21 protein-coding genes and 1 pseudogene are annotated in these 19457 nt (G+C 71.3%); 8 read left to right on the top strand and 14 right to left on the bottom strand.

Annotated elements, in window-relative coordinates; translation table 11 throughout:
- Both ACLQ3B_RS11055 and ACLQ3B_RS11060 read right to left on the bottom strand, forming a co-directional pair.
- Nucleotides 1-414, bottom strand: coding sequence for a hypothetical protein (locus ACLQ3B_RS11055; protein ID WP_425779660.1), 414 nt, complete (start codon nt 412-414; stop codon nt 1-3).
- A gap of 120 nt (nt 415-534) precedes the next feature.
- Nucleotides 535-957 (bottom strand): annotated as a pseudogene (locus ACLQ3B_RS11060) (response regulator transcription factor); the annotation flags it as partial.
- Between the two features lie 198 nt (nt 958-1155).
- Here ACLQ3B_RS11060 and ACLQ3B_RS11065 point away from each other — a divergent pair.
- A complete protein-coding gene (locus tag ACLQ3B_RS11065; RefSeq protein ID WP_425779662.1) occupies nt 1156-1707 on the top strand; it encodes a Uma2 family endonuclease in 552 nt (183 codons plus the stop codon).
- 9 nt (nt 1708-1716) lie between these two features.
- Here ACLQ3B_RS11065 and ACLQ3B_RS11070 read toward each other — a convergent pair whose 3' ends face one another.
- From ACLQ3B_RS11070 to ACLQ3B_RS11090, 5 genes are all read right to left on the bottom strand, one after another.
- Complete coding sequence (locus ACLQ3B_RS11070) at nt 1717-2379, bottom strand: DUF5701 family protein (protein ID WP_425779664.1); 663 nt, start codon at nt 2377-2379, stop codon at nt 1717-1719.
- 66 nt (nt 2380-2445) lie between these two features.
- Nucleotides 2446-3207, bottom strand: a complete 762-nt coding sequence (locus tag ACLQ3B_RS11075; protein ID WP_425779897.1) for a LytR/AlgR family response regulator transcription factor — start codon at nt 3205-3207, stop codon at nt 2446-2448.
- A gap of 23 nt (nt 3208-3230) precedes the next feature.
- Nucleotides 3231-4457: a sensor histidine kinase gene (locus tag ACLQ3B_RS11080; protein WP_357708605.1), complete on the bottom strand. Its 1227-nt coding sequence runs from the start codon at nt 4455-4457 to the stop codon at nt 3231-3233.
- Nucleotides 4458-4496: 39 nt separating this feature from the next.
- Entirely contained in the window at nt 4497-6068 is a 1572-nt protein-coding gene (locus ACLQ3B_RS11085; protein ID WP_425779899.1) for a sugar transferase, read from the bottom strand.
- A gap of 263 nt (nt 6069-6331) precedes the next feature.
- Complete coding sequence (locus tag ACLQ3B_RS11090) at nt 6332-7192, bottom strand: Fpg/Nei family DNA glycosylase (RefSeq protein ID WP_425779666.1); 861 nt, start codon at nt 7190-7192, stop codon at nt 6332-6334.
- A 106-nt stretch (nt 7193-7298) separates the two neighbouring features.
- Between ACLQ3B_RS11090 and ACLQ3B_RS11095 the strand changes: the two genes are divergently transcribed.
- A complete protein-coding gene (locus tag ACLQ3B_RS11095; RefSeq protein ID WP_425779668.1) occupies nt 7299-8570 on the top strand; it encodes a glycosyltransferase family 4 protein in 1272 nt (423 codons plus the stop codon).
- A gap of 330 nt (nt 8571-8900) precedes the next feature.
- Here ACLQ3B_RS11095 and ACLQ3B_RS11100 read toward each other — a convergent pair whose 3' ends face one another.
- The 5 genes from ACLQ3B_RS11100 to ACLQ3B_RS11120 all read right to left on the bottom strand — a co-directional run bounded on the left by ACLQ3B_RS11100 (nt 8901) and on the right by ACLQ3B_RS11120 (nt 12679).
- Nucleotides 8901-9623 carry a CDP-alcohol phosphatidyltransferase family protein gene (locus ACLQ3B_RS11100; protein ID WP_425779669.1) on the bottom strand — a complete coding sequence of 241 codons (723 nt, stop codon included), beginning with the start codon at nt 9621-9623 and terminating at the stop codon, nt 8901-8903.
- Nucleotides 9598-10665 carry an iron-containing alcohol dehydrogenase family protein gene (locus ACLQ3B_RS11105; RefSeq protein ID WP_030331652.1) on the bottom strand — a complete coding sequence of 356 codons (1068 nt, stop codon included), beginning with the start codon at nt 10663-10665 and terminating at the stop codon, nt 9598-9600. The genes ACLQ3B_RS11100 and ACLQ3B_RS11105 overlap by 26 nt, the downstream gene beginning before the upstream one ends.
- Nucleotides 10653-11384, bottom strand: coding sequence for a sugar phosphate nucleotidyltransferase (locus tag ACLQ3B_RS11110; protein WP_112583845.1), 732 nt, complete (start codon nt 11382-11384; stop codon nt 10653-10655). The genes ACLQ3B_RS11105 and ACLQ3B_RS11110 overlap by 13 nt, the downstream gene beginning before the upstream one ends.
- A gap of 78 nt (nt 11385-11462) precedes the next feature.
- Nucleotides 11463-12230: a hypothetical protein gene (locus ACLQ3B_RS11115; RefSeq protein WP_425779671.1), complete on the bottom strand. Its 768-nt coding sequence runs from the start codon at nt 12228-12230 to the stop codon at nt 11463-11465.
- Nucleotides 12227-12679 carry an NUDIX domain-containing protein gene (locus ACLQ3B_RS11120; protein ID WP_425779673.1) on the bottom strand — a complete coding sequence of 151 codons (453 nt, stop codon included), beginning with the start codon at nt 12677-12679 and terminating at the stop codon, nt 12227-12229. The genes ACLQ3B_RS11115 and ACLQ3B_RS11120 overlap by 4 nt, the downstream gene beginning before the upstream one ends.
- A 109-nt stretch (nt 12680-12788) precedes the next feature.
- Between ACLQ3B_RS11120 and ACLQ3B_RS11125 the strand changes: the two genes are divergently transcribed.
- The 4 genes from ACLQ3B_RS11125 to corA all read left to right on the top strand — a co-directional run bounded on the left by ACLQ3B_RS11125 (nt 12789) and on the right by corA (nt 16397).
- Nucleotides 12789-13181 (top strand): CBS domain-containing protein, encoded by a 393-nt coding sequence (locus tag ACLQ3B_RS11125; RefSeq protein ID WP_354969780.1) that lies wholly within the window; start codon nt 12789-12791, stop codon nt 13179-13181.
- Between the two features lie 83 nt (nt 13182-13264).
- Nucleotides 13265-13723 (top strand): ester cyclase, encoded by a 459-nt coding sequence (locus ACLQ3B_RS11130; protein WP_425779675.1) that lies wholly within the window; start codon nt 13265-13267, stop codon nt 13721-13723.
- A gap of 106 nt (nt 13724-13829) precedes the next feature.
- On the top strand, nt 13830-14924 hold the full coding sequence (locus ACLQ3B_RS11135) for a PLP-dependent aminotransferase family protein (protein ID WP_425779677.1): 1095 nt from the start codon (nt 13830-13832) through the stop codon (nt 14922-14924).
- Nucleotides 14925-15248: 324 nt separating this feature from the next.
- Nucleotides 15249-16397 carry a magnesium/cobalt transporter CorA gene (gene corA / locus ACLQ3B_RS11140; protein ID WP_425779679.1) on the top strand — a complete coding sequence of 383 codons (1149 nt, stop codon included), beginning with the start codon at nt 15249-15251 and terminating at the stop codon, nt 16395-16397.
- 232 nt (nt 16398-16629) lie between these two features.
- On the opposite strand, the gene ACLQ3B_RS11145 is transcribed toward corA, so the two are convergent.
- On the bottom strand, nt 16630-17409 hold the full coding sequence (locus ACLQ3B_RS11145) for a hypothetical protein (protein ID WP_425779681.1): 780 nt from the start codon (nt 17407-17409) through the stop codon (nt 16630-16632).
- An 84-nt stretch (nt 17410-17493) separates the two neighbouring features.
- Between ACLQ3B_RS11145 and ACLQ3B_RS11150 the strand changes: the two genes are divergently transcribed.
- Entirely contained in the window at nt 17494-18024 is a 531-nt protein-coding gene (locus ACLQ3B_RS11150; protein WP_425779682.1) for a peptidylprolyl isomerase, read from the top strand.
- Between the two features lie 91 nt (nt 18025-18115).
- Nucleotides 18116-19024 (top strand): rhomboid family intramembrane serine protease, encoded by a 909-nt coding sequence (locus tag ACLQ3B_RS11155; RefSeq protein ID WP_425779684.1) that lies wholly within the window; start codon nt 18116-18118, stop codon nt 19022-19024.
- Here ACLQ3B_RS11155 and ACLQ3B_RS11160 read toward each other — a convergent pair.
- Nucleotides 19017-19445, bottom strand: a complete 429-nt coding sequence (locus ACLQ3B_RS11160) for a PH domain-containing protein (protein ID WP_425779686.1) — start codon at nt 19443-19445, stop codon at nt 19017-19019. The two genes, ACLQ3B_RS11155 and ACLQ3B_RS11160, sit on opposite strands and share 8 nt — an antisense overlap.
- Nucleotides 19446-19457: the final 12 nt, after the last annotated feature.

The raw sequence follows: 19457 nt of genomic DNA on the forward strand, positions 1-19457 counted from the left end.
TCAGCGCTCCGGCCGTTGCACCAGGTCGGTGAAGTCCTGTTCGTTGCGTTCGGCCAGCCGCACGTACGCCCAGCCCACGGCGATCAGGAACGGGAAGGAGACCACCCCGAGCAGCAGCCACGGCAGGTTGATGCCGGCGACTGTGGTCCGGCCCAGCGAGGGCGCGATCGCGAACAGCCAGGGCAACCCGCCCAACCCGATGGCCACCACCAGGGACAGCCGCAGCGCCAGCGCGAGTTGGGCCCGGACCAGGCCACGGACCAGCGCCTCGCCGACCTGGGTCTGCTGGGCCAACTCGGCGCGAGTCCGCTCGGCGCGGGTGTCCTGCCTGGTGATCTCGGCCAGCACGATCCGGGACCGCCGGGGCGGCGGTACCGCACCGCCCGACCCCACGTCAGGGAGTTGCTTGGCCACCCCGGCAGTCTCGCCCGCCCCACGCGATTGTCAAGCGTTCACGCTCACCAGCCTCGCAGTCCGGGGCAGTCGGTCACGCTGGAGCTCACCGGGATCGTGTCGAGAACCGCCGGGCCCGCTCCCGACCCCGTGCACCGTGCGGATGAGATCCGCGCCCAGCTTGCGGCGCAGCGCCTTGATGTGGCTGTCCACGGTGCGGGTGCCGCTTCCGTCACCCCATCCCCAGACGACGGCGAGCAGCCGTTCCCGGGGGAGCACCGTGCGAGGTCGCCCCGCGAGGTGGACCAGCAGGTCGAACTCGGTCGGGGTGAGGTGCACGTCCGACCCGGCCCGGCGGACCCGTCGTTCGGCCTCGTTGAGCTCGATGTCGCCGAGGCGGATGGCGGGCGGCGTGGCGGCGGCCCGCTCCACCCGACGCAGCAGGACATGCACCCGGGCGGTGAGTTCCCGCATCGAGAACGGCTTGGTGAGGTAGTCGTCCGCGCCGACCGCCAGCCCCACGAGCAGGGCGGTCTCGTCGTCCCGGGCGGTGAGCATCAGTACCCGGCGTGCGTTCATGGGTCCTGACTGTAGGGAGCGGCCGTGGAGATCAGTGGTTTGCGTTGTGAACAACCTGTGGAGAACCGCTCACGCCTGTGGATAACTCCGGAACCGTGCCGGCTGACGTGTGGCAACTCCGCAGGCTCGTTGTGGACAACCGACCGAGCTGTCACTGTGGTCCGGTAGAGAGGAGGTGTGACGGTGACCAACCCTGCCCGGCCCGGCTGGGGCGACGCCTGGACGGTGGACGACCTCCAGAGCCTCCCCGAGGACGACCAGGTCTACGAGATCTTCGACGGGAGTCTGCTCGTGTCCCCCCATGCGGACGTCTTCCACGGCGCGGTCGCCAACCGCCTCCGCCGGATCCTCGACCGGCAGGCCCCCGCCGGTGTGCTCGTTGGTCAGGACATCGGGGTCAGCGCGAAGCGCTCGTCGTATTTCGTACCCGATCTCTTCGTCGCCAGTGAGAGCGCACTGGACAGCGGCGGTGCCGCGCTCGACCCGGCCGAGGTGCTCCTCGTCGTCGAGGTGATCTCGCCGAGCAACGCCGGCCGTGACCTGGTGCTCAAACACCACGAGTACGCGACCGCCGGCATTCCGCGCTACTGGCTGGTGGAGCCCCGCAAGCAGATCCTTACCGTGCTGGTGAACGGCGCAGGCGGCTACCGCGAGCATGCCGTTCTGCCGGTCGGCGAGGTCTACCGCACCGAGCAGCCGTTCCCCCTCGCCCTGCCGCTGGCCGACATCTTCTGACCCCGACGATCACCCCAGGCCGATGCGCTCCGGCCGGGCCGAGGCGGAGCCGAGCCAGGTGTGCGGGTTGCCGTACCAGCACCAGCCCAGCTTGGGTGCGCCCTGGCTGATCCAGAGCGCCGGCACCCGCTTGTCGCCGCAGCGGGAGCCGACAAGCGAGAAGCACCTGTTGCTCGCGAGCGCGGCCGGGTGCAGCGTGATGAAGGCGAGCCCCTCGTCGATGGTGAGTGGCAGCCGGCCCTGCGCGGTGATCCCCTCCATGGCGGTGGCCGGGGCCAGGTTGCGGAACTCCTCGCCCCGGTCGACGTCGAAGAGCAGGTACGCCGGCCCGGCCGGCGTCTCCAACTCCTTGATCGGGTCGAAGCGGGGCAGGTCGTCCTCGGCGTAGTTCCGGTCGACGACGCCGGGCTTGTGCTTGCCGGCCAGGGTGGTCAGCCGCACCCGTTCCGGCACCCCGATCAGGTCCCGGGTGGTGACCAGCAGGAACGGCACTCGGGCGTCGGTGGGGGCGGGCAGATCGGCGGTGCCCTCGACGGCCCTGGCCCGCAGCGGCGCGACGAGGTCGCGGAAGGCGGTCTCGGTCAGCCCGGCGAGGGCGGGGTAGCCGAGCTGCACCAGTCGGTCGAGTTGGCTGTCGAACTCGGATTCGGCGTCGAACTGGGTCTCGGTCAAGGCAGGCCTCCCGGAAGTCGTACGGACTAGCGTACAACGTACGGTAGGGCTGCTCCCATTCCCGGTTCAGCGACTCCAGTCCTGTTTCGCGGCCCTGACCAGCTTGTCCTTCAGCTCCCGGGTGTGCCGCCGGCTCACCGGCAGCTCGGTCGAGTCGATCACCACCACGTAACCGGAGTTGACCAGCCGCAACTCCGCGATCAACTTCAACTGCACCAGGTACGACCGGTGCACCCGGACGAAACCGGCATCGGCCCAGCGCTCCGCGAGCGTGGCCAGCGACACCCGCACCAGGTGCGACCCCTCCGCGGTGTGCAACCGGGCGTAGTCCCCCTGCGCCTCCACCCACCGCACCGCCGAGCGGGGCAGCATCCGGGTGGTGCCGGCCAACTCGATGGGGATGGTCGGGTCCTCCTCCGCGCGGGCCAGCGCCGCCGGGTGCGACGGCACGACCCGCGAGCCGATCACCCGGCGCAGCGACTCGGCCAGCCGATCGGCGCGAACCGGTTTCCGCACGTAGTCGGTGGCGCCCAGGTCGAAGGCGTCCACCGCGCCGTCGTCGTACGCGGTGACGAACACGATCGCCGGCGGCCGGGCGAAGCGGCGCAGCACCCGGGCCAGCTCCATGCCGTCCAGGCCGGGCATCCGGATGTCCAGGAAGACCACGTCCACGTCGCCGTCGCGCAGCAGTCGCAGCGCCTCGGTGGCATCCCCGGCCGTGTGCAGCCGGCCCACCCGGGGATCGGCCCGCAGGTGGTACGCCAACTCGTCGAGCGCGGGTGGCTCGTCGTCGACCGCGAGGACGCGCAGGAACCCGGTCGCGTTCACCGCGCCCGTCCCGGTGCGCTCACTCACGACCCCGCCCGTACGCCGGGGTGGAACTTCGGCACCCGCATGCTCACCTTCGTGCCCGAGCCCAGCCCGGTCTCCACGACCAGGCCGAACCGGTCCCCGAAGACCGACCGCAGCCGTTCGTCGACGTTGGAGAGGCCGACGTGCTGGCCGGTGTCGTCACCCGGGTCGCCGGTGCCGCGGGCCAGCTCGGCGATGCCGGCGGTCAGCGTGGTCGGGTCCATTCCCACTCCGTCGTCCTCCACCGTGATGTGGCATTCGGCGCCCGCGTCCCGGGCCTCGATGCTCACCATGCCCGTGCCCGGCTTGCGGGACAACCCGTGGCGAACCGCGTTCTCCACCAACGGCTGGAGGCAGAGGAACGGCAGCGTCACCGGCAACACCTCCGGGGCGATCTGCAACCGCACCTGCAACCGGTCGCCGAACCGGGCACGCTCGATGGTCAGGTAGCGGTCGATCGACCGCAGCTCCTCGGCCAGCGTGGTGAACTCCCCGTGCGCCCGGAACGAGTACCTGGTGAACTCGGCGAACTCCAGGATCAACTCCCGGGCCCGCTCCGGATCGGTGCGCACGAACGAGCCGATCGCGGTCAGCGCGTTGTAGATGAAGTGCGGGCTGATCTGCGCGCGCAACGCGCGGATCTCGGCGCGGGCCAGCCGCTCCCGCGACGAGTCCAGCTCGGCCAGGGCGAGCTGGTTGCCGGCCCAGTGCGCCGTCTCCAGGGTGGCCTGCACCAGCCCTGGCGGCGGTGGGCTATCGGCGACCGCCACCAGCGCGCCCACCACCCGGCCGTCCGCCGCCAGCAACGGTGCGACCACCGCACCGCGGATCGGGCAGTCGACCCGGTCGCAGTGCAGATCCTGCTCACCGAGCACCGTCGAGCGGCCGGTCTCCACCGTCCGCTGGGCCGCCGCGAGCAACTGCTGACCGTGGTGCGTGCCGCGCCCGTCGAGGGCCAGCAGCCGGTCGGCGTCGGTGAGCGCCAGCCCGGCCGCGCCCACCAGGGCCCGCAGATGGCGTACGGCCTTCGCCGCGCCCGCCTCGCTCAACCCCGCCCGCAGCGGCTCGGCGGCCAGGCCGGCGGTGTGCAGCACCTCGTAGGTCGCCCGCTGGGTGGCGGTGGCGATGCCACGGCGGGCCCGCAGCCGCAGCACCGCCAACAGGGCTGCGGTCAGCGCGGTGACGAGTGAGACGACGCCGACCACGGCGGAGAGGTTGGCAGCCACGCAGCGATCCTCGCCCCTGCGAGCCGGCGCGCCAACCCTCTAGTACGCGCCCTTGCGGGCGAGCACCACCCCGACGGTGCGCCACAGGATGCTCAGGTCGTACGCGAGCGACCAGTTGTCGACGTAGTAGAGGTCCAGGCGGACCGACTCGTCCCAGGACAGGTCGGAGCGGCCGGAGACCTGCCACAGCCCGGTCATGCCGGGACGGACCAGCAGTCGGCGGCGCACATCACCCAGGAAGTCACCGTCGTCGGCCGGAAGCGGGCGCGGCCCGACCAGCGACATTTCGCCCCAGAGCACGTTGATCAGCTGCGGCAGCTCGTCCAGTGACGTGGCCCGCAGGAAGCGGCCGACCGGGAAGACCCGAGGGTCCTCCTTCATCTTGAACAGCATGCCGTCGGTCTCGTTCCGGTCGACCAGACTGGCCAGCCGATCCTCGGCGTCGACGTACATGGTCCGGAACTTCCACACCCGGAACGTGCGCCCCTCATGCCCCACCCGGGGCTGGCGGAAGAAGACCGGCCCGGGGTCGGAGATCCGGATCGCCACGGCGATGGCCACGAAGAGCGGGGTCAGCAGCAGCAGGCCGAGGCCGGCGGCGACCCGGTCCAGTAGGTTCTTGGCCAGCAGCGCCGGCCCGGAGAGGGTCGGCTCCTCGACGTGCAGCAGCGGCAGACCCTCGATCGGCCGGATGTGCACCCGAGGGCCGGCGATGTCGGTGAGCTGCGGGGCGACCACCAGGTCGACACCGGAACCCTCCAGCTGCCAGGCCAACCGGCGCAGCTCGCCCGGCTCGGCGCTGGCCGACCCGCAGACGGCGATGGTGTCGCCGCCGACCTCACGGACCAGGGCCAGAACGTCGCGACCGGCGTACACCGGCACCGGGGTCGGCATTCCGCGGGCCGCCGCGTACCCGTTGGTGATGTGGATAGCGACCGGCATCAGCCCGGCGGACGGGCTGCGGGTGACCGCCGCGTAGACCTCGAGGCACTCCGGCAGGGTGCCGACCAGCACCATCCGGTGCGCGGCCTGGCCGGCCTGCCGGCGGATGTAGTGCAGGGCCCACCGGGCCACGAACCGACCCCAGAGGATCAGCAGCGCCGCACCGACAAGCGCGGTGCCCACGGTGAACCGGGAGAGCTGGGTCACGGTGGCGAAGGCGAGGAAGGAGACGCTCGCGGCCACCGTCACCGACGCCCGGATCACCCGCTTGTACTCGTCCGGCCCGAGCCCCAGATAGCGCCTGTCGTACGCCCGGTTGCCCCAGAGGATGACGACCCAGCCGAGCGGGAGCAGCAGGTAGGAGATGGTGTGGAACCAGGTCGGGTCCTGCTTGGTGCCGGAGAACCCGGAGGCGGCCTGGTCGAAGAGCTGGATCGCGATCCAGCTGGCGAATGCGGCCGCGCTGAAGTCGAGCAGCAGCAGGATCGCCGTGTAGGGGCGGTGCCAACGGGAGACACGGCGTCGCGCCCTGGCCCACGCCGACCGGGGTACACCGTTGTGCGTAGGCGGCGTCGGCGGCTGGATCTCGAAGCTGTCGACGTGCCGCACGAGTCTGCTCCGGCCTTCGTTGGTTACCGGGCGCTGGAGGCTTGCCGTCACCTCACCCATGTCCTCCCGCATGACACGGGCCGCTCACTCGGCGTGAAGGCCCGGGTCGCCCACCGTCCCAGTCTCCCACGCGGGCCGAACCGGTCGCCGCCCCGAAGGAGATTGGCGACCGATGGTGCCGGCGGGATCTGGCCGGCTCCGCACCATTTCAAAAGCCGGGGACCGGGCCACTATACCGATGGATGCACGGGGGACGAGACAGGCGGACCGGAGCTTCCACTCAGTGAGGGTGATTCCGTTGCGTAACCACCGAGTGGAATTACTCACCGTACGAGACGGGACAACCGACGGTCAGCGAGCGGCTTGCCGCCGGTCTGGCAGGTCGGGCAGTACTGGAGGCTGGAGTCGGCGAACGACACCTCGCGCACGGTGTCCCCGCAGATCGGGCAGGGCAGCCCGGTGCGGGCGTGCACCTTCAGCCCGGAGCGCTTCTCGCCCTTGAGTTCCGCGGCCCGCTGACCGAGGGAACGCTCGACCGCGTCGCCGAGAACCTGTCGGGTGGCGGCGTGCAGGGTGGCGAGCTGGGCGTCGGTGAGCCGATCGGTGATCGCGAACGGGGACAGCTTCGCGGCGTGCAGGATCTCGTCGGAGTACGCGTTGCCCACCCCGGACAGCACCGACTGGTCGGTCAGCACCCCCTTGACCTGCCCCCGCCGGCTTCGCAGCCGCTCGGCGAAGGTGGGCAGATCCGCAGCGAGCGCGTCCGGGCCCAGCTTGGCCACCCCGGGGACCGCCGCGAGGTCGGTGACCAGGTATGCGGCCAGCTTCTTCTGGGTGCCCGCCTCGGTGAGGTCGAAGCCGGAACCGTCATCCAGGCGTACCCGCACCGCGATAGGGCCCTTGCCCGGACGCAGGGGGGTGGTGGCGGGGAACGCCTCCCGGTAGTGCAGCCAGCCTGCTCGGGCCAAATGCACCACCAGGTGCAGACCGCCCTCGAAGAGGACATCGAGGAACTTGCCGTGCCGACTGGCGTCGACCACCGCCCGGCCGGCGACCTCGGTCGGCGCCGGCTCGTACGTTTTCAGGGCGCTGATCGCGGCGATCTCCAGCCGATCGACGCGCCGCCCCACCGCGCGCTGACGCAGGTAACCCGCGAGCGCCTCAACCTCCGGTAGTTCGGGCACGACACAACCTCCGGTAGTTCGGGCACGACATAACGGTAGCCTTCTTTGCCGTGAGCGTGAGGAATGAGCTTGCGAGTCCCGCAATCGCGAACGAGAGGCAAGCTCCGTGAGAATCGTGGTGGCACACAACCGGTACCGGGAAGCCCAGCCCTCCGGTGAGAACACGATCGTCGACTCGGAGATCGCGCAGCTCACCGCCGCCGGCGTCGAGGTGCTGCCCTTCATCCGCAGCTCGGACGAGATCCCGTCGATGTCGAAGGTGGCGAAGGCGCTGCTGCCGATCTCGCCGATCTGGGCGCCGCGCGCCCAGCACGACCTGAGCCGGCTGCTCACCGAGCACCGACCTGACGTTCTGCACCTGCACAACCCGTACCCCCTGCTCTCGCCCTGGGTGGTGCGGACCGCGCACCGGCATGGCGTGCCGGTGGTGCAGACGGTGCACAACTACCGGCAGGTCTGCTCGTCGGGGATCTACTTCCGCGACGGCGTGATCTGTCAGGACTGCAAGGGTCGGGCGTTCGGTGTGCCGGCGATCAAGCACCGCTGCTACCGCGACTCGGCGGCGCAGAGCGCGCTGATGGCGACCACCCTGGCCGTGCACCGGGGCACCTGGCGCTCGGTGGATCGGTACATCGCGCTCACCTCGGCGATCGCCGACCACCTCCGCGAGTACGGCATTCCAGACGAACGCATCGTGGTGAAGCCGAACTCCGTACCCGACCCGGGTCGGCCGGCGCCGCTCGGTGACGGGTTCCTCTACATGGCCCGGCTCTCCCCGGAGAAGGGTGTCGACCTGCTGCTGGACGCCTGGCGACGGCATCCGGTGGGTGCGCTGGGCACGCTGCGGGTGGCCGGCGACGGTGAGCTGCGCCCGCTGGTGGAGGCAGCCGCCGCCGAGCGACCCGACGTGGTCTACCTCGGTCAGCTCGACCGGGCCGGCGTGCAGGCCGCCGTCGAGGCGAGCGCGGTGGTGATCGTCGCCGCGATGTGGCACGACGTGCTGCCCACCGTGATCATCGAGGCGTTGGCGAGCGGCCGGCCGGTGCTCGGTACGGCGTTGGGCGGCATTCCGTACCTGGTCGGGGCCGACGCCCCGCGCGAGCCCGCCGGCACCGGTCCCGCCGAGAACGCCTCCGCGGTCGCCGGGGGCGGTGGCGGGTCACCAATGCCGGCGGGGATCGGCCTGGGCGAGGCCGGTTGGGTGGTCGCCCCGGAGCCGGCCGCGCTCGCGGCCGCGCTGCCGGTGGCCCGCGCCGGTGCGTCCGGGTTGACCATGGCCGCCCGCGCCCGCTACGAGCGCATCTTCCACCCCGACGTGGTCACCAAGCAGCTTCTCGACATCTACGCGGGCCTGGCCCGTACTCCCAACCACGTCTGACCCGCCGCCCTGGGCCGCCCCCCGCGCTGCCCGTACCGGAATCACCCGCGCTGGTCCTGTCACGCCGCCGGGCATACCCGAGGCAGGGGACCCGTCAAGATCGCGCTCGATCCAGGATCTAGTGGCCTCCCGGAGCTTGGTGGGGCCTACTTCCTGGAACGAGCGCGATCTTGGGGCGGGACTCGCGCCACACCGGCGGAGCGGGCAGGCGCAGCGGACCCGCGCGGCATGATCTGCGCAAAATCAGGGATGGTGGTGCCTCCCCGGCGTCGGAGGCAGCAACATCGCGGAACGTGCGCAGGTCTCGCACGCGCCGCGGGGGCGGGTGGGTCAGCGCAGGGAGGCGCGGGCCGAGAAGGCGATGCTCGCCAGCAGGAAGCCACCGTTGACGATCGTGAAGGCGACAATCACCCAGAGGACCAGCGCGGGGGCCACGGCGAGCACCAGGGCGGCCACGAAGACCACCGCGCCGTAGTCGCGGACCAGCTTCACCAGGCGCACCGGCAGCGAGGTCGAGGTGACCATGCTGGCCGCGTTCGGGCCGGCCTGCATCACCGACGTGACCAGGTTGACCATCCAGGTGCCCGCGAAGGTCGCCACCAGCCAGGTCGGGGTGGAGGGTTCCTGCGCCACGGCGGTCGCGGCGAGCGCGGCCACCAGGGCGATCTGCGCGGCCACGTCGCAGAGGATGTCGACCCGGGCGCCGGCCGCGCTGCCCTGGCCGGTCACCCGGGCCAACTGCCCGTCCGCGCAGTCCAGGGAGTACGCCACCTGCCAGCCGACCAGGGCGAGCAGGCCGACCACCCAGGCCGGTACGTCCCCGGCGGCGACCGGGCCGGCGAGCGCCACCACGGTGACCGAGGTGGCCAGCCCGAGCACCAGGTTGGTGATCGTCAACGCGGTCGGTCGCAGCCCGAGCCGCTGGGCGACGAGCGCGAAGACGGCACCCAGCCACTGGCTGATCGACTCGCTGAACAGGCCACCGCCCCGGTTCACCCGGTGGAAGTCGGCGACGGTGGGACGGGGGTCAGCCAAGCTGGTCGCGGATTGCACCGGCGTAGTCTGCCAGCCGCTCGCGGGTCTCGGTAGGCGAGAGTGCCAGGTGTTCGAGGATGGTGTACCGGTCCGGCCGGGTACGTGGCGCGAACTGCACCGCCTCGATGAACTGGTCGTCGGTGAGCGCTACCTCGGCGGGGAGCCGGGGCAGACCGTGCCGGGCGAGGCAGGCCGACATCTCCCCGAAGCGGCGGAGGTCTCCGCGCAGCCAGGTGCAGAACAGCGCGCCCAGCCCGGCCAGCTCGCCGTGTGAGGCGGTGCCGGGGAAGAGCGAGTCGACCGCGTGCATGATCTCGTGGCAGCCGCCGCTGCACGGCCGGCTGGTGCCGTCGACGGCCATCGCCAGGCCGCTGGAGATCAACGCCTCGGCGAGGACGATCACGAAGGCGTCGTCGCTCATGTCGCCGGGGTGATTGAGCACCGCTTCGGCGCCCGCGCGCGAGAGCGAGGCGGCCAGCCCGTCGACCGGCTCACCGCGTACCTGCCGGGACAGCTCCCAGTCGGCCAGCGCGCTGATGTTGCTGATCACGTCGCCGATGCCGGCCCGGTTGTGTCGGTCCGGGCCGCTGTCCACGAAGTCCAGGTCGACGATCACCCCGATCGGGATGTGCACACCGTAGGAGCCCTTGATCCCGTCGGTGATCAGGCTGGCCACCGGGGAGGCGATCCCGTCGTTGGCGAGGCTGGTCGCCACCGACACCATCGGCAGCCCTCGGCGGGTGGCCGCGTACTTGGCCACGTCGATGGTCTTGCCGCCGCCGATGCCGACTACCGCGTCGTACGACCGGGCGCGGAGTTTGCCGCCCAGGTCGTCGGCGGCGTCCAACGTGCCACCGGAGACGGTGAACACGTCCGCCGAGCGCAGTGACGGTCGGATCAGCTCCGCGATCTGGGCGCCCTGACCCGGGCCGACCACCACCGCTACGTCGCCCCCGGAGGAGATCCGCCCGTCGGCCAGGATTGCGCCCAGGTCGGCCACCGCCCCCCGCCGCACGTCGATGTGCAGCGGGGTGAGGACGCTCCGAGCTAGTAGCGGCACGCGATCTCCCGCGCGCGGGCCAGGTCGGCGTGGTTGTCGACCTCGACCCACGGGACGTCACCGATCGGTGCCGCCCGCACCTCTCCGCCCCGGTCGGAGAACTCCTGGTAGCCGTCCTCGTAGTAGAGGTTCGGGTCCCGTCGCCAGGTCGCCTCCAACGCGTCGGCGAGGGCGTCGGCGACCTGCGGCTCGATAAGCGTTGCGCCGATGTACTCCCCGTACGCCTCGCCCGGGTCCATGATCTTGGTGATCCGGGTGAGCTGGCCGGCGGCGTCGAAGGTGGTCTTCATCTCCTCCTCGGCCAGCGGCTTGAGGGTGTCCACCGCGAGCAGGATGCCCGGGCCGCGCTCGGCCAGCAGGGTCTTCTCGATGCTCACCGGGTGCACGGTGTCCCCGTTGACCAGCAGCACCCCGCGCGCGAAGTACTCCCGGGCGAGCCAGAGGGAGTAGGCGTTGTTCCACTCCTCGGCCTTGTCGTTGTGCACAAGGGTGAGCGTGACCCCGTACCGCTTCTCCAGGTCGGCCTGCCGCTCGCGGACGGCGTCGGCCGCGTAGCCGACGACGATCACGATGTCGGTGAGCCCGACCTCGGCGAGGTTGCCCAGCGCGATGTCCAGGATCGTCGTCTCGCCGTCCACCGGCACCAACGCCTTGGGCAGGGTGTCGGTGTACGGGCGCAGCCGTCGTCCCGCTCCGGCCGCGAGCACCATTCCGATCATCGCGACATCCTCCCTCGTCCTGCTCCCGTCACCGCTGGAGGATAGCCCCGGCCGGGTGCGCCGCTCCGGCCAACCGGGTCAGCCGGGCAGTGCGGCCAGGTCGGCGAGCATCAGCAGGCGCTCCTCCGCGCTGAGCGCGGCGTACGGGCCGGCGGCCCGCCGGTCGGTCTCCAGCTCGATGGCGAGCCGTTCGGGGCCGGCCGGCAGGGCGGCGATGCTCGACCCGGTGTGCCCGGCGGCAGCCCAGGCGGCAGCGTGCGCGTCGGCCCGGTGGTGGCGCAGCGCGCTGAGCCGGTTGAGCAGCAGCACGCCCGACGGGGTGCCGTCCGGCTCGTACGGGGGCGCCAGCGCGGCGAAGGCCGACCCGCCCCGGTCCCCCTCCTCGTCGGCCAGCACGAGGGCGTACGACAGCAGTCGGCCGAGCAGGGCCACCAGCCGGGCCACCCGGTCGTCGTGCCCGGCCCACAGCTCCTCGGTGACCTCGGCGTGCACCTGGTACAGCTCGGCGAGGAAGGCGGCGCCACGCTCGGTGGCGGCGAGGGCGCCGTCCGGGCCGCGGTAGATCATCCCGTGTGCCACCTGCTTGTCCACGGTTCGCCGGCAGGCGACCGGGTCCTGGTAGCGGGTGATCGCCGCGAACCCGGGCCCGTCGACCGCGCCGCCGGGCGCGGCCAGCCGGGTGCGCAGGTCGACCAGGAAGCCGGTAGCCGTCACCCCGCCGTAGCGCTGGGACAACTCGGCGCCACCACCGTCCCGGCCGGCCAGGATGCCGGCGCGGACGGTCCGGTCCACGGCCGGCGCGAGCAGCCCGGCGATCCGGTGGGGCGCCAGCTCGATGGTGTTCACAGACCGATCGACCGCAGGACGGCGAAGCCCTCCTCCGCGATCCGTCGGATCAACCCGTCGTTGACGTCGCGGTGCTCGTCGAGCAGCGTCACCTCGTGCTCGGCCAGCCAGCGGTACTCGGTGTGCTTGCCGGCCTCCAGCGCCGGGCGGTCGAGGTCACCGTCGACCCGGACCAGGAAGTCGTGCTCGGTCCGGGCCAGGCCGTCGTCGCCGACGTAGCTGTACTCGCCCACCTGGCCGAGGACGTGGGAGAGGACCCAGCCGGTCTCCTCGGTGATCTCCCGGCGCAGTGCGTCGTCGATGTCCTCGCCCGGCTCCAGGTGGCCACCCACGATGTCCCAGCAGTTGGGAAAGAGACGTCGGTGTGGTGAGCGGCGCTGAAAGAAGATGCGGCCGTCATGGTCGACGATCAGCGCGCCGGCGCAGCGCAGGGGCTCGGTGGACACCATCCGACAGTAGCCAGCGTCCGCAGCATGTGCGATGCCGCTCTTGTCCCGGAAACATCCACCGACCACCATGTCCGTACCGAATGCCACCGTCCCAAAGGGGTGATGCGTGATGCAGGTACGGGATGCGATGTCCAGCCAGGTTCTCGTCGTCGGTCCGGAGCACACGCTCCGCCAGGCGGCCCGGATGATGTCGGCCCGCGGTGTCGGGTCGGCGGTCGTGATCGACCCGGACTCCGAGGGGGTGGGGATCATGACCGAACGCGACGTGTTGAAGGCCATCGGCGCCGGCCTGGACTGCGACGTGGAGCGCACCGGAGCCCACCTGACCTGGGACGTGGTCTACGCGGGGCCGGAGTGGACGGTGGCCGAGGCCGCCGCGGCGATGGCCCGGGGCGGGTTCCGGCACCTGGTGGTGCTGGACGGCCGGGAGGTGGCCGGCGTGATCTCCGTCCGGGACATCATGCGGGTGTGGGCCGAGAGCCAGGCGGTCGCCACGACCTGACCGGGGGTGGTGTGCCGGGCCGGATCGATGGGTAGACATCCCACACGGGCGCGGAGATGCCGTGGCCCGTGGGGGAGGTCCCGATGCGCGACGCGGAGCGGCTGGTCGAGCAGCAGTACGCAATGCTCCTGCGCCGGGACGTGGCCCGGCTGCCGGATCTCTACGCCCCGGAGGCGTTCTACGCCATGCCGGGCGTGACGGTCCGTCCGATCGAGCTGCCCGCGCTGCTGCGCACCTGGACCGGCGCCTTTCCCGACCTGCGGGTCGACCCGATGGGCGCGGTCCGAACGGCCGGTGGCGCCGCGGTCGAGCTGCGTCTGACCGGCACCCACACCGGCACCCTGCATTCGCCGTACGGCACCGTCGCGCCCACCGGCCGCCTGGTGAGCTGGGAGGTGGCCGACGTGGTCCGGGCCCGCAAGGGTCGGATCACCGCCTGGCGTTCCTACTTCGACTGGAGTCAGCTCCTCGACGCGCTCGGCGTGCAGCTGGAGGGACTTTCCCGGGCCGCGCAGCACGACGCGCTCGCCCTTCCGGTCTGATCTGCCGCCGACCGGTCACGTGGGGTCACCCGACCCGGTGGCTCAGGATGCGGACATCGCCGTGCCGTCCGCGCGTTCCCCATCGCCGCCCGTACGCTCAACATCCATGACCGCCGAGCAGTTGATCTCCTTTGCCCGTGGGGCTCCCTCGCTGGACATCGTCGATGTCGAGGGGCTCAAGGCCGCCGCCGTCCGCGCCTTCGACGCCGACCCCGCAGGGGTGACGGCGTACGGCACCTCCGTCGGATACCTCCCGTTGCGAAAGTGGATCGCCGAGAAGCACGGGGTCGAGGCCGACCAGGTGCTGGTCACCAACGGGTCCCTCCAGGCCGACGCGTTCCTCTTCGACCACCTGGTCCGCCCTGGCGACGCGGTGGTGGTGGAACGCCCGACGTACGACCGGACGCTGCTCAACCTCCAGCGGATGGGCAGCGAGCTGCACGGCATCTCGGTCCAGCCGGATGGCCTGGACACTGCCGAGCTGCGCAAGCTGCTGGAGTCCGGGGTCCGACCGCGGCTCGCGCACGTCATCCCGAACTACCAGAACCCGGCCGGCATGACGCTGTCCCTGGAGAAGCGCCGGGAGCTGCTCGACCTGGCCGCCGAGTACGAGTTCACGATCTTCGAGGACGACCCGTACGCGGACGTCCGCTTCCGTGGCGAGGCGCTGCCGTCGATGCTCTCGCTGGACACCCGCAACGTGGTGGTGCACGCGTCGAGCTTCACCAAGACGGTCTGCCCGGGGGTGCGGGTCGGTTACCTGGTCGGCCCGGCCGACCTGATCGCCTCGATCGCGAAGAACGCGACGAGCCTCTACATCTCGCCCGGGATGGTGTCCCAGGCGATCGTGCACCAGTTCTGCGTCTCCGGTGACATCGACCGCTCGATCGAGACGGTCCGGGCGGCGCTGGGCGAGCGGGCCGGGGTGCTCGCCGAGTCGTTGCGCCGGCACCTGCCGCAGGCGCGGTTCGTGGAGCCCGACGGCGGCTATTTCCTCTGGGTGGAGTTCCCGGAGGACGTGCTTGTCGACCGGCTCGCCCCGGCGGCGGCCCAGCGCGGGGTCGCCGTGGTCAAGGGCAGCGACTTCATGCTGGACGGCGGGCGGCACGCTCTCCGACTGGCCTTCTCCGCGGTGACCGCCGACCGGATCGACGAGGGTGTCCGGCGGCTCGCGGAGGCCGTCGAGGCCGTCCGCAGCTGAGTTAACTGTCGGGTTCCCGACAGAACGACGATGCCGGCCGTCCCGGGGCTCCCCTCCGGGCGGCCGGCTGGCCCACAATGCTGCGAGCGTCACCCCGTCAGCTGCGGAAATCACCGCCCGGCCACCGCGCCGGCCCGCCCGGGTTGACGCGGCAGCATCACCTCCCGCCCCCACAGGTGCCGGGTGGGCCGTGTCGTCCCCGCACACCCCCCGATGCGGCCCGGCCCACTCGGCGCCGCCCCCGCCACGCGACCGCCGTCACACCGGTCCTCGACCGCAGTCGGCGTAGCCTGCAAGCCGCAGCTGAGCGCGGGAGGTGACGCGATGACGGATCGGACAGAGCGGGACCGGACGGCACCGTCGACCACCGGTCGGGTCCTGCGGCCTCGGGCGTGGCCCTCGCCGGTGCGGGCGATGACCCGGATCCTCAACGCCGACGGCTCGCCGCCCGTCGCGGCCCCGACGGGCACCGGCCGCAGCGCGGTGGTCGACTGCGCGCTCTACGTCGACGGCAAGCGGCAGCCTGGCGACTGGACGTACGCGGAGGCGCTGACCGCGGCTCGCCGCGAGGAGCACGGCTTCGTCTGGATCGGTCTGCACCAGCCGGAGCTGGCCGAGATGACCGCCATCGCGGAGACCTACGGCCTGCACGAGTTGGCCGTCGAGGACGCGGTCAAGGCCGAGCAGCGCCCCAAGCTGGAGCGGTTCGGCGACGTCGTCTTCCTGGTGCTGCGCACCGCCCGTTACTGCGAGCACACCGAGCTGACCGAGAACTCCGAGGTCGTGGAGACCGGGCAGGTGATGCTCTTCATCGGCCCGAACTTCGTGATCAGCGTCCGGCACGGGGACGCCTGCCGGCTTGCCCCGATCCGCGCCGACCTGGAGACCAAGCAGGAGTTGCTGCTGCACGGTCCGTGGGCGGTGGCGTACGGGGTGACCGACCGGGTGGTCGACCTCTACCTGGAGGTGGCCGAGCAGATCGAGGACGACCTGGACGTGCTGGAGGCGGAGGTCTTCGACCGGAACGGCCACGGGCGGATCCAGCGGATCTACCAGATGAAGCGGGAGCTGGTGGAGTTCAAGCGGGCGGTGGTGCCGCTGCAACGGCCGCTGATGACGCTGACGTCCCAGGTCAACCGGGACGTGCCCAAGGAGATCCGCAAGTACTTCCGGGACGTGCAGGACCACCTGAGCCGCACCGTGGAGCAGGTGAACTCCTACGACGACCTGCTGAACTCGATCCTCCAGGCGCGGCTGGCCCAGGTCACCGTCGACCAGAACAACGACATGCGCAAGATCGCCGCGTGGGCGGCCATCGCCGCCGTCTGGACCTCCATCGCCGGCGTCGAGGGCATGAACTTCGACAACATGCCCGAGCTGAAGATGACGTACGGCTATCCGGTCGCCCTGGCCCTCATGCTCGGCGTCTCACTGGCCCTCTACCGCTGGTTCCGCCGCAACGGCTGGCTCTAGACCTGGACCGCGCGGCGGTGGCGCTTCAGCCCGCTCCGCCGCCGGACCGGCACCATGATCCACTCGGCTTTCGTGAAGTCGCGGCATCCCGCAGCGCTGGACACCCCGACTTCATTGAACCCGAGTGGATCTTGCGAAAGGGCCGCTCCGCGTGAGGCCCGGGCCGCTCACGCGAGAGCGCCGACGAGCGGGGGCAGCCCGCTCGTCGGCGCCGGATGCGCTGCCGCTGGGGTCAGCGGCGGCCGTTGGTGCGGGCCGTGTCCTTGCCCAGCGCCTTGGTGAGGTCGTCGGTCGGCCGACCGGAGACGTCGGTGGCGCCCTCGGCGACCGACGGGACCTTGTCGGTCGGGCGGACACCTGTCTGCTTGGCCGGGGCGGTGGTGCTGACACTCGAGCCGCCGGCCACCGCCGAGCTGCCCGCGCCGGTCATCCCCGCCGCGCCGGACATCGCTGAACCGTCGGACCCCCGGGTGGCGGACGGCGTACGTACCTCGATCGAGTCGACCTCGTCGCGCATCGGCTCCAGGGTGCCGCGGGTCGGGTCGTACTCGGCCCACTCCTGCTGCTCCCGGCGGCGACGCAGCGCGACCGCGCCGGCCAGACCGGCGATGGCGCCCGCCGCCAACAGGCCGGTCATCATCGAGCCGCGACGGCGCGGCTGCTTCTTCTTACCGGTGATCCGCATGGTCTTCGACTTGGCCTTCCTGGTCAGCGGCCCTGCCTGCGCGGCGCCGTCACGAGCAGCCGCCGCCAGCGGTGCCAGCGTGGTGAGAGTCGTCCCCCAGCCGGTCGCCGCGCGGTCGCGTACCTTCACCGCGGTCGGTCCGACATAGCCCCGGGCCACCTGGACCCGCGGGCCGACGGTCGCTCCGGCACCCTTCGCGGCGTGGTTGGCTGCCGACATCAGGTGGCTGATGCTCTGGTTCAGCTCGGCCTTCGCCAACTGCCCCTGGGACTTACGCCGCCCGAATCCAAACACGGTCCTACCTCCTGGGAGTTGTTCCTTCGTCATCCTCCACCTTCGGATGCCTCCGCGATGCCAGATCGGGCACATGGGAGGATCCGCATGGAACTGACCAACGAGTGAGGAGTACCCGTGGCCGAGGCTGTCTACGCCACCCTGCACACCAACGCTGGCCCGATCCGGCTGGAGCTCTTCCCGAACCACGCGCCGAAGACCGTCCGCAACTTCGTCGACCTGGCCGAGGGCAACCGTGAGTACACCGACCCGCGCACCGGTCAGCCGGGCAACGGTCCGTACTACGACGGCACCATCTCGCACCGGGTGATCAGCGGTTTCATGGTCCAGATGGGCGACCCGACCGGCACCGGTCGGGGCGGACCGGGCTACAAGTTCGCCGACGAGTTCCACCCGGAGCTCCGGTTCGACCGTCCCTACCTGCTGGCGATGGCGAACGCCGGACCGGGCACCAACGGTTCGCAGTTCTTCATCACCGTGTCCCCGACGCCGCACCTCAACAACCGGCACACCATCTTCGGCCAGGTCGCCGACGAGGATTCGGTGAAGGTCGTGGATTCGATCGCGAGCACCCCGACCGGTCCGAGCGACCGTCCGCTCCAGGACGTCGTCATCGAGCGGGTCGAGATCGAGCGGTCCGCTTCCTGAGCGACAAGCGAGGTACCTTTGCTCGCATGATTGAGCGCTCCGGAGCACGGCCGGTGCCGGTAAACCGTGTGGTGGACGGAGGGTCGGCCCGGTGAGCGAGTCTCCACCGACCACCCCGGTCTGCTACCGGCACCCCGGCCGGGAGACCTACGTCCGGTGCACCCGCTGTGACCGGCCGATCTGCCCGGACTGCATGCGGGAGGCCTCGGTCGGGCATCAGTGCCCGGAGTGCGTCGACCAGGGACGTCGCAGTGTCCGGCCGGCGCGTACCGCCTTCGGCGGCGGTACGGCCGGCCGGCACGGCTATGTCACCAAGGCGTTGATCGCCGTGAACGTGCTGTTCCTGCTGCTCTCCATCGCGTCCGCCAGGAGCGGGAACGCGGCGGTGGGTGGCTCCGGCTTCGGCGGCCTGATGGGTGAAAGCACGCCGCTGACCAGGTGGGGTGCGGTGTACGGCCTCGCTCCGCCCGGCTTCCTGCCGGACGGCATCGCCGACGGCGACTACTACCGCCTGGTCACCGCGATGTTCCTGCACTACGGCGTGCTCCACCTGCTGCTCAACATGTGGGCGCTGTGGGTGCTCGGCCGGTCGCTTGAGGCCAACCTCGGGCGGGTGCGGTTCGCCGCGCTCTACCTGATCGCGGGCCTCGGCGGCAACGTGGCCGCCTACCTGTTCAGCGCCCAGAACGCGGCCACGGTCGGCGCGTCGACCGCGGTGTTCGGTCTCTTCGCCGCGCTGATCATCATTGAGCGCCGGTTGGGCCGGGACATCTCCCGGATCATCCCGATCCTGGTGATCAACCTGGTGTTCACGCTGGCCGTGCCAGGCATCTCCATCCCCGGGCACCTGGGCGGGCTGGTGGTCGGCGGGCTGATGGCGTTGGTGCTCGCGTACGCGCCGCGTGGCCGGCGGACGCTGGTGCAGGCTGCCGGTGGGGCGATCATCCTGCTGGTCCTGTTGGCGCTTGTGCTCTTCCGAACCGCCCAGCTGCTCACCTGACAGGGCGGGCGGCGCGCAGCTCGGCGGCCACTTCTTCCGGGGTGGTGCCCAGCTCGAATCGGCCGAAGAGGTGCAGCGACTCGCCGGCGTCGATCTCCAGGACTTCGGACGTCAGCCCCAGCCGCGGTCGACGATCCACCGTGATCGCCTCGATGGTCGTCCAGGGCAGCAGCCGGTGGCCGGCGAACCCGTGGACGACTGTGAGTCCGGTCGGATCGACCGCCAACCGGACCGGCGCGATCAGGTCGCGTACCGCCGAGCCGGCCACGACGGCGGCGGCCAGAAGGGCCAGCGCCAGCCGGACCGCGTCGCCGTCGGCGAAGAGCAACCCGAGCGCGATCAGCAGAACCGCACCTGCGAGTTTCGCCGCCGGCAGGCTTGCCGGGACTCGCCACTGCCGGGCCGGGGAGGTCTCATCCACCCGCCCAGCATG

It is taken from the genome of Micromonospora sp. DT53, assembly GCF_049841535.1.
Taxonomy (GTDB): domain Bacteria; phylum Actinomycetota; class Actinomycetes; order Mycobacteriales; family Micromonosporaceae; genus Micromonospora.

Bases quoted from the DNA above. Each gene is read 5' to 3' on its own strand.
- ACLQ3B_RS11135 (WP_425779677.1), top strand. From the start codon at position 13,830: ATGACCGCCGAGCAGTTGATCTCCTTTGCCCGTGGGGCTCCCTCGCTG.
- ACLQ3B_RS11125 (WP_354969780.1), top strand. From the start codon at position 12,789: ATGCAGGTACGGGATGCGATGTCCAGCCAGGTTCTCGTCGTCGGTCCG.
- ACLQ3B_RS11085 (WP_425779899.1), bottom strand. From the start codon at position 6,068: ATGGGTGAGGTGACGGCAAGCCTCCAGCGCCCGGTAACCAACGAAGGC.
- ACLQ3B_RS11120 (WP_425779673.1), bottom strand. From the start codon at position 12,679: ATGGTGTCCACCGAGCCCCTGCGCTGCGCCGGCGCGCTGATCGTCGAC.
- ACLQ3B_RS11145 (WP_425779681.1), bottom strand. From the start codon at position 17,409: ATGACGAAGGAACAACTCCCAGGAGGTAGGACCGTGTTTGGATTCGGG.
- ACLQ3B_RS11130 (WP_425779675.1), top strand. From the start codon at position 13,265: ATGCGCGACGCGGAGCGGCTGGTCGAGCAGCAGTACGCAATGCTCCTG.
- ACLQ3B_RS11110 (WP_112583845.1), bottom strand. From the start codon at position 11,384: ATGATCGGAATGGTGCTCGCGGCCGGAGCGGGACGACGGCTGCGCCCG.
- corA (WP_425779679.1), top strand. From the start codon at position 15,249: ATGACGGATCGGACAGAGCGGGACCGGACGGCACCGTCGACCACCGGT.